Raw genomic sequence first — 13,128 nt, 5'->3', positions numbered from 1 at the left:
TGGCTTGTTCATGGTGGATCTGGCGACCGACTCGCACTACGCGCTGCTCGGCGTGGCCCCGGACGCCACGGTGGCGGACATCCGGGCCGCCCGCGACACCCTGATCCGGCAACTGCGCGAGCGGCAGCGCCGCGAGCCGACGAACCGCGACGAGCTGATCGAACAGCAGAAGGCCATCAACGCGGCCGGCGAGGACCTGGTCCGGCCGACGCGGCGCGAGCAGTACGACCGTACCCACGCACACCTGCGGCTGTTCAGCGTCCGGGTGGCGGCCGCGCCGATGTTCGTCGACCGGGCGAGCCTGCTCGACGCCATCGCCCGCGCGGTCGAGGCGCACCTCGACGCGGCCGGCGCACCGGTCCGGCCGGCCACCGATCTGGACCGGTTCGACTTTCCCGACGACCTGACCCCCGATCCCCTGCTCGACGACCTCACCCCGCCGCGTGACGAGGAGGAGTACCCATGGCCTTCCACAAGGTGATCGGCATCGATCTGGGCACGACCTATTCCGCCGTGTCCGTCTGGGACGGCAAGGACACCCACGTCATCGAGAGCGCGTTCGGCGCCCGGACGATTCCGTCCGTGGTCGGCCTCGACTCCGAACGAAACGTGATCGTCGGCGCACCGGCGCAGGACCGGCTCGTCAAGGACCCCGAGAACACCATCATCGAGGTCAAACGCGAGATGGGTACGTACGAACGCAAGCCCCGCGGGTCCGGCGACCCCGGCGTGCCGCGGCGGATACCGTTCCGCGGCCGGGACTACCTGCCGCAGGAGATCTCGGCGTTCATTCTCATGGAACTCAAACGCCAGGCGGAGCACTACATCGGCGAACCGGTGCACGACGCGGTGATCACCGTGCCCGCGTACTTCAAGGAGCCGCAGCGCGGCGCCACCGAGGACGCCGCCCGGATGGCGAGGCTCAACGTCCGGCGCCTGCTCAACGAGCCGACCGCCGCCGCCGTCTGCTTCGGCGCCGACAAGGTCGAGGACGACCGGACGCACACCTACGCCGTCTACGACCTCGGCGGCGGCACCTTCGATGTGTCGATCATCCAGGTCAGTCCGGGCAACGTCAGCGTGGTCGGCACGGGTGGGGATCCGCGGCTCGGTGGCGGCGACTTCGACGACCGCATCGTCGAGCACGCGCTGCAGGAGATCCGGGCCCAGTACGGCGTCGATCTCAGCGGCGACCGGGCGATCCGGCAACGGATCAAGCGCGAGGCGGAGATCCGCAAGCGCGAACTGTCGGTCGCCAACTCCACCGTGCTGACCCTGCCCTACCTGACGCCGACCCTGAGCCCGGACATCCGGATCACCAGGGCCACGTTCGAGTCACTCATCCGCGACCTGCTGGACCGGTCGTTGGACTGTCTCGACGAGGCGATCCGTTCGGCGCACGACAGCAACGGTGTCGCGGCGGACGAGATCGAGCAGGTGCTGCTCGTCGGCGGATCCTCCCGGATCGCGTGCATGCGCACGATGCTCGCCGAACGGCTCGACCTGGACCCGCGTGACATCCGCAGCGACATCAGCCCCGAGGAGGTGGTCGCCCGCGGCGCCGGCCTGGTGGCCCGCGACTGCGTGGCCGCGGACGCATACGAGGGCGCGGAGATCGTCATCCCGACGGACGACGCGGACGGGGAACGCGCCGCCGAGAACGTCGTGCTGCAGGACGTCACCAGCCACACGCTCGGCGTCCTTGCCAATCAGGGTGACTTCATCCCCATCCTGGCCAAGGAGAGCCGGTTGCCCGCCGAGGTCACCGACGACAACTTCATCAACGGCGAGCGGTTCACGGAGGTCGACGTCCTGATCTACCAGGGCGAGCGACCGGTCGCGATCGAGAACGACCTGATCGGCCGGCTTCCGATCAAGCTGCCCGAGGCGCGTGAGCGTGGCTACTACCGCTTCTCCGTGACCTTCGCCCTCGACGTGCACGGACTGCTCAACGTGGCGGTCAAGTGCCTCAACGACGGCCAGATCTGGAAGACCGACCTGCAATGCGACCTGCGGGCCGGCCGCGAGCAGATCGAGCAGAGCGCCCGTCACCTGGAAAGCGTGCGGGCCGGCGACGACGACCTGCCGGAACCACCTCGGCGGGCCGCCCCGATCGAGCCGCCGCCGGACACCGTGCCGGACGAATATCGCAGGATCGCATCGCGGGCGCACGAACTGCTCGGCAAGCTGGATGCCGCGGAGCGCGCCGAACTCGGGGCCGCGTACACCGCGTTCGTCTCGGCGGTGACGGCGAACTCGCCCGACGTCGACGACCTCGGCGACGAACTCACCGACGTCTTCTACCGCGTGAGGCCGAGGTAGCCGTGGAAGGGCCGGCCGGGATCACCCTGACCGCCGAGATCGGGCCCACCGATCGGGGCGTTCTCTGGCGCGCCACCCGGCACGGCGACGGCACCCGGCTCATTCGGTTCGTGGACCCGAGGTTCTGCGACGAACGGTTTCGCCTCGCGCTCAAGAACCTGCGCGAGCATCCGTGCGCCGCGGCTCTGGAGATCGTCGGTGAGGGATGGTCCGGCGCGCACTACTACATCGAGTACGCCCTCACCCCGGATTGGCAGACGATGGAGGAGTCGTTCGCCGCCACGGCGCACCGGTGGTACGCGCGGCTGCCGGCGCTCGTACGGGTCTGCGACGCGCTCGCCACCTGGCAGCGCAGCCGCATGCTGCCGCTCGGCTTGAGCGTGCGCAGCATCGGGTTGGCCGGCGACGGCACGCCGACACTGGTCCCGTGCCCGCCGGTCACCCTGTCCTCCGCCCGGGACCTGTTCGGGTTGGACGCGCCGGTACTGGCGGCGACGGCGCCGGAGACCGTCCGCCGGGTCCAGCTCAACCCGTACGCCGAGGACTGCTACGCGCTCGGCGTCCTGGTGGCGCAGGCGCTCGGATTCCCGACGACCGGAGCCGTCATCGACGACGAGAGCCGCGTCGAGGCACAGGCGCGGGGTGCCCTGCTCCTCGCCGCGCTGGAACGGTCCACAGTGGACACCTTTCTGCGGGACACTCCGCCGCTGCGGCAGCTCATGCAGACGGTCGCCCGGTACCGGCATTCCGTGCCGGACGCGCGGCCGCCGGACGCCGGTGCGATGCGTGCGGCGCTCGAACCGGTCGCCGACCCTGTCGCGCTGGCGAGGGCGCTGCGCGCAGCCGGCAGCGACGGCGCGCTGGACGTGTTGACCCGCTCGTTCGACAGCTCGGCCGCGTCCGCGATCCGCTGCCGGGAGGAAGCCGCCGCGATCTGTCAGGAGGACGGCGACTGGGCCGCCGCCGTCGCCTACCTGGACGAGGCGATTGCCATCGCCCCCAACCAGCTCAGCCTCCGGGAGGGACGCTGCGAAGCGCTGTGGCGGTTGTTCGCGGTCGCGCCCGACGACGCCTTCGAGCCGGCCGACCGGCTGCTGGAGGACATCCAGTTTCTCACCCGCCTGGCCGAGCGCCGCGACATCGCCGGTCTGCGCGGGCGGGCCGCAGCGGTGCACCGCGGCCGCGGCGACCACCACGAGGAGGCGGCGGAACTGTACGCGGCGAGCAGGGCGGACCCCGAGAACGTGGCCCTGCTCGTGGAGTACCTGCGCTGCCTGCTCGACCTCCGCGATCCGGACTCGGCGACCCGGGTGGCGCAGACGGCACGACGCCGGATCGCCGGCCTGGTCACGGCAGGACGCATGATGGAGGGTGCGGCACACCGATGGAACGCACGCATCGACGAACTGCTCGGACAGCTTCCCGCCTCGTGACGGTGCTGGCGGCGGCACTGATAGCCGTCGGGTGCACCGACGACGGCCCGGGGGCCGCACCGGCGCCCGCCCCGTCGACCGTTGCCGTCCCGCTCCCGGCCGCCTCGCTCGCACCGGGCAGCTACGAGGTGCTGATCCGCGGCAGTGGTACCGAGCTCGCGACCACGATCGTCGTGCCCTCCGGTCCGCCAGCGGCCACCGAGCCGGCGGGGCAGCCGGACGGGTCCGCGTGGTGGCTGCTCCTCGTCGTGCTCCTGGTGACCGGCGGCGGCGCGGCGTTCGTCCTGGCCCGGCGCGGCGGCGCACCGGGAGGGGCGAGCGCGTTGCGCCTGTCCGGCGGCTCGACCCGGCGGTACCACGAGTTGCTGGCGATGCTCGACGCCGGTGAGTACGCCCGTGTCCTGCCGGAGCTGACCCGGCTGGAGGGCACGCTGCCGGACCGGCTGCGCGACGACGCCCGGTTCTTCATCGCGTTCGCGCAGTACCAGCTGGGCGACCTCGACCCGGCCGAGCACCTGTTGGCGACGCTGCACCGGGAGTCGCCCGACGACCGCGAGGTGGGCTACCTCCTCGCGTACGTGCGTACCGACCGGCGCAACTTCGACGGCGCGGCCGCGGTGCTGGAGGCGGTCGAGCGGGCCGACCGCCTCGACGGCGACCGCATCCGCCGGCTGTACAGCGTGGTGACGTACCAGCGGGCCGCTGAGGCCCTCCGCGACGGACGCGTCCGCGAGGCGGCGGACCTGTTCGAGAAGGTCGACCGGCTCGGCGGCCTGCCCGGCCAGGTTCCGGCCGACCTGCGCGGCCGGCACGCCCTCCTCGGCGTGCAGGCGTTGCTGAGCAAGGAGACCGAGGCCGCTCGCCGGCACTTCCAGGCACTGGACACCGTGCCCGCGGACGCCGAAGCGGCGGACTCCGACGAGATCCGGGCCACGGCGCAACTCGGGCTGGCCCTCGCCGACTGGATCGAGTTCGGCTCCGCCCGCGCCGACGCCATCAACCGGCACCTGAACGCGGTGCTCCGGAACCTCGCACCGGATGCGCCGACGGTGCTGGAGTGGACCGACCCGACCGAGCAGCTCACCGAACGGCTGGCCGGGTTGGCGGCCAGGCGCGCGAAGGCGCCGGAGCAGGCCGAACGCGACCGCACCTTACGCGATGTCCACCTGCTGAGAGCGATGCTGATTCTGCGGTACGTGGCGGACCTGGACGGCGTCGACGTGCGCCGGCGTGACCGGTACCTGGACCTCACGCTCGGCCGCCTGGCCTGCGCCCGGGAACTCGATCCGGAGTTCGCCGACGTCTACATCGTGGCCGGCATGCTGGGCCACCACCTGACCACCGGTCCGGCGGAGGCCGAGTGGGCTGCCGCGTTGCTGTCGAGAGCCAGGCAGCTGGGTGCGCGCGATCCCGAGCTGATCCGCGCGCTCAAGCACCTCGAGCGGCGGGCGCCGACCACCCGTGACGACGTGGACCTCTACCTTCAGGAACTCGACCGGTTCATCCACGACCCGGTGATACGCCAGCAGGTCCGCCATGCCCTCGCCGCGCGGATGGCCCGGTACGGCAAGTTCCCGGACTGGGAGGTGGCAGCCGAACCGGAACCGGAACGGGCGGCGACCCTGCCCGAACTCGTGGATCGGGCGGAGTTGCACGCCGCGCGGCTGGACAAACTGATCGCCGCCGCGCCGGACCGACAGGACCGGGCCAACCTGGAGGAGCTCGCCCGGTTGCACGACCAGCGGGTCCGGGAACTCGCCACCCTGGTCCGCACCGTCGAGACCGCGGAGGCCGACCTCCTGGCCGGCCTGGGTGATCTGCTCCTGGACGAGAACGGACGGTGACCACAGTGGACAGACCACGACCCGGCGAGCTGACCCGCGCGGCTCTCCTCGACAAGCTGCCCGAGCCGGCGCTGGACCTCGACGACGACGCGGCGGCGGCAGGCGTGCGCCGCTACGAACTGCGCCGCTCGATCCTGACCATCGCCGAGCTCGACCACGGTAGCGAGATCCGCATCGTCCGGGCCGCGGCCGACAGGCTCGGCCGCGCCGCGGAAGCCGAGGAAGGGGTGTAGATCAGCCATGGACCGGCCGGGCGGATTCGAATACGACAACGAACCGATCGATGACGCCGACCGTCAGCAAGCCGAGGAACTGCGCGCGAGCCTGTACCGATCGGACGCCTCGCCCGCGCAGAACACGGAGACGGCCGTCCGGCACCTGCTCGACCAGGCCGCACAGCGGATCGCCGGAAAGCGGTACCAGTCGGCCATCGCGCTGTTCGACGAGGTACTCGGCCTGGCGCCGACCAATGCGCAGGCTCTCGCCGGCAAGGCGAAGTGCTACCTGTGCCTGCACAACCTGCGGCCGGCGCTGGACGCGGCGCGGGTGGCCGCCCGCCACGCCGACACGCCGGAACTCGTCGACGCCGTGCGCGCGATCCACGACGAGTGCGTACGCGCCCTGTCCGACCGCCATCTGGAAGCGGCCCGGCAGGCGTTGCGCAGCCGGCAGTTCCAGCGGGCGGTGGACCTCGTCGAACACATATCCGGCGTGCGCGCCGACGATCCGACGTTCGTCGAGATCCGCGCCTACGCGCACGACCGGTTGCGGCGTAGCCTGCCACCCGACGAGCGCCGCAACGGCGGCCCGCGCCAGAAGCTGGTCCACGACGAGCTGCAGCGGGTGCTGTCCTGGTTGACCAGCGACGAACTCGACCAGGCCGATGACGCGCTGACCCGGAAGCTGTACGCCGAGGCCGTCACCGTCCTCGACCGCGCCAGCCGGATCGATCCCCGGGGCGTGCGGGTCGCTTTCCTCGGGGCGATCGCGATCTACCAGCACGTCGCGGCCGACCTCGAATCCGCCTTCGACGACCAACGGCCACCCGACCTGGCCGCCGCCGAGGCCAACCTGCGCCGCGCGGTGGAGATGGTGGAGTTCGTGGCAGCGGATCCGCTGTATCGCGAGGACTGCGTCGCCGTCCGCGAGAACGTCGACCGGCTGGCCAGGATGGTGGCCGACTTCCGCGCGAAGCGGGCCAGGGCCCGGCCCGTCAACGAGTGCGTCCGGCGTTTCAACGCGATCGCCGATATCAACCTCGGCCGGACCATCCCCTACCAGCAGGCGAGCAACCTGAAACGGACCCTCGCATCGCTCGCCACGGACGTGGCCCGGCTCCGCCCCAACTACGACTCGCGCTCGCAGGAGGCGCGAACGCTGGCCGATCTCGCAAAAGCGACCGCCGAACTGCTGCGCCAATTGAACGATGTCATCTGACACCGAGCACCACCCGATTCGCCCGCACCCGCACGAACGTCCGGCCTCTGTTGGTGCTGGGACAGCCACCGCCTCGCCGAGGCGCTCGCCGGGGAGGAGTGATCCCCCTGAGCTAACCAACCACCGGAGCACATGTGACCGCGGACCCGGAAAACCCGTGTCCGCGGACCCGGCGGCCGACTGTCCGCCCACCCGGATCACCCGATGACCGTTGACGGGTAGCACCGCCCCATCGGGGACAGCGCCGCCATCTTCTGGGGACCACCCCCGCATGCGCGGGGATGGTCCGCAGTGACGGCCCTGGCTCCGCGAGGAGTATTCCTGCTCCCCGCGCACGAGGGGATGGTCCCGACCGCACGGGCACCGGAGCCGAAGGCGTTGTGCTCCCTGCGCAGGGATGGTCCCCAAGGGTCGCCTGGACATCGAAGCGGCGCGCCCGTGCTCCCTGCGCATGCAGGAATGGTCCCAGATGCGACGGACCACTGTGGAAGGTCGAGCCGTGCTCCCTCGGCTCGCTGGGCGAGGTCGATGATCGATGGTCAGGCCCTCGACGAGGCGGTCACGGGCCTCCTTGCGCACGAGGGACGCGAACGTCCACTGATCGGCACATGCGAGGTTCCGCCGGCGTGCTACGCGAGGGCGGTGTTCCGGCCAGTATCAGCGCGCCGATGGATCCGGTCCGGCGGTGGCGCTCCCGTACGGACTCCTGCGCGGGCCTGAGCCCGGCCGCTCCATCCGTCGCCAGTCGAGCCACTGTGAATCGGCGGCCTGCGACTGGTGGATGAGTTCGACGGACTGTTCCGGAACGCCGCAGAGCGCGCACCACGGTTCGACATCCGCGGCGGACCAGCCGATCGCGCGCGACCGGTGCGCAACACCTTCTCGGTCTTGGGGGAGGAGTGCATCGATCCCCACGGATGTCAAAAGTGTGCCACGTTCATCGCCCTCCGCTGGGGCGCGGCAGAACTCTGACATCACCCTCCGGCGAGTTTCGGCGTATATCCAGGACTCGCGTACCTCTGCCGGGCGGCGGTTACATAGTTGGAACGGTCGAGAAATGTCAGAGTAATGACGCGCGACCAATCTGCTCTCACCTGCAGCAGCCGGCTGCACCTCGCTGGCGACACCGGGATGGGCGCTCGCAACGCCGCGGCTCGGCCCGGGACATGAACATCCGCACGATCCGCTGTGCCGCGACCCCGGCGTCACGCCTCCTTTACCAGGAACGGAGTTCCTACATATGTCCACCACCAGCAAGCGGCTGCGCACGCTCGTGGCCACGGGCGCCTTCGCGACGACCGTCGCCCTCGTGCTCGCCGGCTGTGGCGCCCGCGCCGGCGACGACACGTCCGGCGACAAGCCGGCCGCAGCCAGCTGCGTCGACACCTCCGGCAACACCATCAAGCTCGGCTTCCTCAACTCCCTCACCGGCGGCATGGCGATCTCGGAGAAGACCGTCTCCAACGTGCTGCACATGGCCGCCGACGAGATCAACGCCGGCGGCGGCATCCTCGGAAAAAAGATCCAGTACGTCCAGGAAGACGGCGCCACCGATTGGCCCACCTTCGCGGAGAAGACCGAGAAGTTGCTCACCCAGGACTGCGTCGGCGCGATCTTCGGCGGCTGGACCTCGTCGTCCCGCAAGGCCGTCAAGCCGGTCGTCGAGAAGAACAACGGCCTGTTCTTCTACCCGGTGCAGTACGAGGGCCTCGAGGCTTCGCCGAACATCTACTACACCGGTGCGACCACCAACCAGCAGATCATCCCGGCGATGGACTTCCTCGCCTCCAAGGGGGTGAAGAAGCTGTTCCTCGCCGGCAGCGACTACGTCTTCCCGCGCACCGCGAACGCGATCATCAAGCTCTACGCGGCCAAGCTCGGCATCCAGATCGTCGGCGAGGAGTACGTGCCCCTCGACAAGGACGACTGGACCACCCAGGTGGCGAAGATCAAGGCGGCCAAGCCCGACTTCATCTTCAACACCATCAACGGCTCGTCGAACGTCGGCTTCGTCAAGGCCTACTACGACGCCGGCCTCACCGCGGCGACGACGCCGATCATCTCGGTCTCGATCGCCGAGGAGGAGGCGCCGGCGATGGGCCACGAGGTCACCGGCCACTACGCGTCCTGGAACTACTTCCAGTCGCTCAAGACCGACACCAACCCGAAGTTCATCGAGAGCTGGAAGGCCTACCCCAAGAGCAGCGGCGTCACCTCCGACCCGATGGAGGCCGCCTACATCTCGCTGTACCTGTACAAGGCTCTCGTCGAGGCGGCCGGCTCGTTCGACGTCGACGCGGTGAACGCCGCGGCGAAGAAGAACACCATCACGTTCGCCGCACCGGAGGGCACCGTCACGCTCGACGGCGACAACCACCACATCTCAAAGCCGGGCCACATCGGCCGGATCAACGCCAGCAACCAGTTCGACATCGTCTGGTCCTCCGACAAGTTCATCGAACCCGACCCGTTCCTCAACGGCTACGACTGGTTCCCGGCGAACATCCGCGACCAGCTCGTGAAAGCCGCGGGCTGATCGCCTCCGGGGTTGCCTGCCCGCGGCGGGCAACCCCGGCTTCCACGACATAGAGAGTGAGAGCATGTGGACGCATTAATCTCACCGCTGCTGAACGGCAGCGCACAGGGTGCGCTGCTCCTGCTCGCCGCGCTCGGCCTCTCGCTCACGTTCGGTCAGATGGGCGTGATCAACATGGCCCACGGCGAGTTCCTCATGATCGGTGCCTTCACCGCCTACCTCGTGCAGCAGGTCATCGACTCCAGCGACGTGTCGATCCCGGTCGCGCTGCCGGTCGCGTTCGTCGTCGCCGGACTGTTCGGCCTCCTGCTGGAGGTCGGCATCATCCAATGGATGTACCGCCGGCCGCTCGACACCCTGCTCGTCACGGTCGGTGTCAGCCTGATCCTGCAGCAGGCGGCACTGCAGATCTTCCCGTCGCAGGGCGTCCCGGTGGAGAAGCCGGGCTGGCTCGACGGGCAGTTGACCGTCCTCGGCTACGACTGGCCGCTGCGGCAGGTGTTCACCATCGTGCTCGCGGCCGTCTGCGTCGCCGCGTTGTCGGCCTGGCTCAAGTACACCTCGTTCGGCCGCCGCATCCGGGCGACCGTGCAGAACCGGGACCTCGCCGAGACCGCCGGGATCTCCACCCGCACCGTCGACCGCCTGACCTTCTTCGTCGGGTCGGGGCTGGCCGGGGTCGCCGGAGTGGCCGCATCGCTCATCGGCGGCACCAACTCCCAGATGGGCGTGCAGTACATCATCCCGGCCTTCCTCGTCGTCGCCGCCGGCGGCATCGGCCAGCTCAAGGGCACCGTCGTCGCCGCGTGGGCGGTGGGCGTCGTCCTCTCGTGCTTCGCCTACTGGACGACCGGCAGCCTCGCGCAGGTGCTCGCCTTCATCCTCGTGATCGTCTTCCTGCAGCTGCGCCCGCAGGGCCTGTTCACGGTGCGAACCAGGAGTCTCGCATGACCAAACTGAAGTCACGGCTCTCCCTCGTCGGCATCGGGGTGTTCGCCGTCCTGCTCCTCGCGGTCGCTCCGCTCGTGCTCACCGATCACTGGCTCGGCAACCTCGGCAAGTACTGCTGCTGGGCGATGGCCGCCGTCGGCATCGGCCTGGCGTGGGGCCGGGGCGGGATGCTCGTGATGGGGCAGGGGGTGTTCTTCGCCCTCGGTGCCTACTCGATGGCCATGCACCTCACGCTGGAGACCGCCGGTGACGGGGTCCCGGGGTTCATGGTGCTCTACGACCCGCTCGCGCCGCTCCCGGCGTTCTGGGAACCCTTCCGCAGCGCGGCGTTCACCCTGCTGGCGATCGTGCTGCTCCCGGTGATCGTGGCCGGCACCCTCGGCTACGCGCTGTTCAAGCGCCGCGTGAAGGGCGCGTACTTCGCGATCCTGACGCAGGCGCTCGCCGTCGCGCTCGCCACCCTGATCAGCTCCACCATCCGCGAGACCGGCGGCGACACCGGGCTCAGCGACTTCAAGTACTTCTTCGGTTTCGTGCTGGACGACCCGGCGAACAGGACCCTGGTGTACCTCATCACGGCCGCGCTGCTCGTCGTGTGCCTACTCGTGGTGTGGCAGCTCTACCGCAGCCGCTTCGGTGAGCTCCTCGTCGCCACCCGCGACGCCGAGGAGCGCGTGCGCTTCCTCGGCTACGACCCGGCCAACGTCAAGCTCGTCGCCTTCGTCGTCGCCGCGCTGATGGCAAGCATCGGCGGAGCGATGTTCGTGCCCATCGTCGGCATCATCACTCCGGCCGAGATCGGTGCTGCCGCCTCGATCCTCATGATCGCGGGCGTTGCCTTCGGCGGCCGCGCCTCGCTCTTCGGCCCCGCGATCGGCGCGATGGCGGTCGGGTGGGGGCAGTCGAGCCTCGGCTCCACCTGGCCCGACGGCTGGACCTACATCCTCGGCCTCTTGTTCGTCGTCGTCATCCTCTTCCTGCCGAAAGGACTGTCGTCGGTGCTCGCCAGGTTCACGACGGCGCGCCGCAGCCCCGGCAAACAGGGCGAACCGCCGGCCGCGGCGACCCCCGCCCTGCAACTCGAGGAGGCCAGGTAATGACCGGCGCCTCGCTCGTCGTCACGGACCTCCACGTCGAGTTCTCGGGCTTCGTCGCAGTCGGCGGCGTCTCCTTCGACGCGCACCCCGGCGAGGTCCGGTTCCTCATCGGCCCCAACGGCGCCGGCAAGACGACCTGCATCGACGCCATCACGGGGCTCTCTCCGGCCACCGGGTCGGCGCGGCTCGGCGAGCAGGAACTGCTCGGCCGGCCGGTGCACAAGATCGTCCGACTCGGGGTCGGCCGCACGTTCCAGACCGCGAGCGTCTTCGACGAGCTCTCGGTGCTGCAGAACCTCGACATCGCCGCCGGACGCCACCGCCATTCGGCCTCGCTGCTGCGGACCCGGCGTGGCGTCGACCCGTCGATCGTGCAGGCGCTCGAGGAGACCGGACTCGACGGCGAACTCGCCACGCCAGCCGGCATCCTGTCGCACGGCCAGAAGCAGTGGCTGGAGATCGCGATGCTGCTCGTGCAGGACGCGCGGGTGCTGCTGCTCGACGAACCCGTCGCCGGCATGAGCCAGGACGAACGCACCGCGACCGGCGAGCTCCTGCAGCGCGTCGCGGCGAAGCGCATCGTGCTGGTGGTCGAGCACGACATGGACTTCATGCGCCGCTTCGCCACGCGCGTGACGGTGCTGCACCAGGGCAAGGTGCTCTCGCACGGCACGGTGGCCGAGGTGCAGGCCGATCCCACGGTGCAGGAGGTCTACCTCGGCACCGCGGGAGCCGCGACCACGGCCGCCATGGCGGCCGTGCAACTGGAGGAAGACTGACATGCTCGAGCTCACCGACATCGAGGCCGGCTACGGGCGCACGCGGGTACTGCACGGCGTCACGGTGCCGGCCGGGAAGGTCGTGGCCGTGCTCGGCCACAACGGCGCCGGCAAGACGACGCTGCTGCGGGTCGCGATCGGGCTCATCAAGCCGACGAAGGGCCGCGTGTTCTTCGACGGCGAAGACATCGCGTCGCTCGCCCCCAACAAGCGCGTCGCTCGCGGCATGGCGTACGTGCCGCAGGGTCAGCAGGCGTTCGGCCAGCTCACGACGCTTGAGAATTTGCAGCTCGTCGCCGACGGGCGCCGGCGCGGCAAGGCCCTCATCGACGCGCAGCTGGCCCGCTTCCCCGCACTGGAGCAGTTCGCGGCCCGGAAGGCAGGACTGCTCTCGGGCGGGCAGCGCCAGCAGCTCGCGATCGCCCGCGCCCTCATCACCGAGCCGAAGTTGCTCATCCTTGACGAGCCGACCGAGGGCATCCAGCCCACGATCGTCGCCGAGATCGAGCACACCATCGTGCAGCTGGCCGGCGAGGGCATCAACGTGCTGCTCGTCGAGCAGCACATCGGCTTCGCCCTCGAAGCCGCCGAGCGTTACGTCGTGCTCGCCTCGGGCTTCGTCACACAGACCGACCAGGGGGGCTCGGCCGCCGTCTCCACCGTGCGAGCCGCCATGGCGATCTGAGCCGACACGACCGGCTTTCCGGACCGCAACGCGGACGTAACACC

11 protein-coding genes are annotated in these 13,128 nt (G+C 70.0%); all 11 read left to right on the top strand.

Annotated elements, in window-relative coordinates; genetic code table 11:
• Positions 1 to 4 precede the first annotated feature (4 nt).
• The 11 genes from Vau01_RS39030 to Vau01_RS38980 all read left to right on the top strand — a co-directional run bounded on the left by Vau01_RS39030 (position 5) and on the right by Vau01_RS38980 (position 13,084).
• Positions 5 to 481, top strand: coding sequence for a hypothetical protein (locus Vau01_RS39030; protein WP_204004405.1), 477 nt, complete (start codon positions 5 to 7; stop codon positions 479 to 481).
• The gene (locus Vau01_RS39025) at positions 463 to 2,322 is read left to right on the top strand and encodes an Hsp70 family protein (protein ID WP_204004402.1); all 1,860 of its coding nucleotides are present in this window, start codon (positions 463 to 465) and stop codon (positions 2,320 to 2,322) included. Before Vau01_RS39030 ends, Vau01_RS39025 begins: the two co-directional genes overlap by 19 nt.
• Before the next feature lie 2 nt (positions 2,323 to 2,324).
• Positions 2,325 to 3,755 (top strand): tetratricopeptide repeat protein, encoded by a 1,431-nt coding sequence (locus tag Vau01_RS39020; protein WP_204004400.1) that lies wholly within the window; start codon positions 2,325 to 2,327, stop codon positions 3,753 to 3,755.
• Positions 3,752 to 5,599, top strand: coding sequence for a tetratricopeptide repeat protein (locus tag Vau01_RS39015; RefSeq protein WP_204004398.1), 1,848 nt, complete (start codon positions 3,752 to 3,754; stop codon positions 5,597 to 5,599). The genes Vau01_RS39020 and Vau01_RS39015 overlap by 4 nt, the downstream gene beginning before the upstream one ends.
• Before the next feature lie 5 nt (positions 5,600 to 5,604).
• Positions 5,605 to 5,832, top strand: coding sequence for a hypothetical protein (locus Vau01_RS39010; protein WP_204004396.1), 228 nt, complete (start codon positions 5,605 to 5,607; stop codon positions 5,830 to 5,832).
• A gap of 7 nt (positions 5,833 to 5,839) precedes the next feature.
• Positions 5,840 to 7,036, top strand: coding sequence for a tetratricopeptide repeat protein (locus tag Vau01_RS39005; protein ID WP_204004394.1), 1,197 nt, complete (start codon positions 5,840 to 5,842; stop codon positions 7,034 to 7,036).
• Positions 7,037 to 8,276: 1,240 nt separating this feature from the next.
• Positions 8,277 to 9,572 (top strand): urea ABC transporter substrate-binding protein, encoded by a 1,296-nt coding sequence (urtA, locus tag Vau01_RS39000; protein ID WP_204004392.1) that lies wholly within the window; start codon positions 8,277 to 8,279, stop codon positions 9,570 to 9,572.
• A gap of 66 nt (positions 9,573 to 9,638) precedes the next feature.
• Positions 9,639 to 10,523, top strand: coding sequence for an urea ABC transporter permease subunit UrtB (gene urtB, locus Vau01_RS38995; RefSeq protein ID WP_204004390.1), 885 nt, complete (start codon positions 9,639 to 9,641; stop codon positions 10,521 to 10,523).
• Positions 10,520 to 11,620, top strand: coding sequence for an urea ABC transporter permease subunit UrtC (gene urtC, locus Vau01_RS38990; RefSeq protein WP_204004388.1), 1,101 nt, complete (start codon positions 10,520 to 10,522; stop codon positions 11,618 to 11,620). Before urtB ends, urtC begins: the two co-directional genes overlap by 4 nt.
• A complete protein-coding gene (urtD, locus tag Vau01_RS38985; RefSeq protein WP_204004387.1) occupies positions 11,620 to 12,399 on the top strand; it encodes an urea ABC transporter ATP-binding protein UrtD in 780 nt (259 codons plus the stop codon). The genes urtC and urtD overlap by 1 nt, the downstream gene beginning before the upstream one ends.
• A gap of 1 nt (position 12,400) precedes the next feature.
• The gene (locus Vau01_RS38980; protein ID WP_204004385.1) at positions 12,401 to 13,084 is read left to right on the top strand and encodes an ATP-binding cassette domain-containing protein; all 684 of its coding nucleotides are present in this window, start codon (positions 12,401 to 12,403) and stop codon (positions 13,082 to 13,084) included.
• The last annotated feature ends 44 nt before the right edge of the window (positions 13,085 to 13,128 follow it).

It is taken from the genome of Virgisporangium aurantiacum (assembly GCF_016863635.1).
Lineage (GTDB): Bacteria > Actinomycetota > Actinomycetes > Mycobacteriales > Micromonosporaceae > Virgisporangium > Virgisporangium aurantiacum.
Note: the sequence above shows the minus strand (reverse complement) of the source record. Positions and strands in the feature narration are given on the sequence as shown.

Bases quoted from the DNA above. Each gene is read 5' to 3' on its own strand.
- Vau01_RS39025 (WP_204004402.1), top strand. From the start codon at position 463: ATGGCCTTCCACAAGGTGATCGGCATCGATCTGGGCACGACCTATTCC.
- urtA (WP_204004392.1), top strand. From the start codon at position 8,277: ATGTCCACCACCAGCAAGCGGCTGCGCACGCTCGTGGCCACGGGCGCC.
- Vau01_RS38980 (WP_204004385.1), top strand. From the start codon at position 12,401: ATGCTCGAGCTCACCGACATCGAGGCCGGCTACGGGCGCACGCGGGTA.
- urtD (WP_204004387.1), top strand. From the start codon at position 11,620: ATGACCGGCGCCTCGCTCGTCGTCACGGACCTCCACGTCGAGTTCTCG.
- Vau01_RS39005 (WP_204004394.1), top strand. From the start codon at position 5,840: ATGGACCGGCCGGGCGGATTCGAATACGACAACGAACCGATCGATGAC.
- urtC (WP_204004388.1), top strand. From the start codon at position 10,520: ATGACCAAACTGAAGTCACGGCTCTCCCTCGTCGGCATCGGGGTGTTC.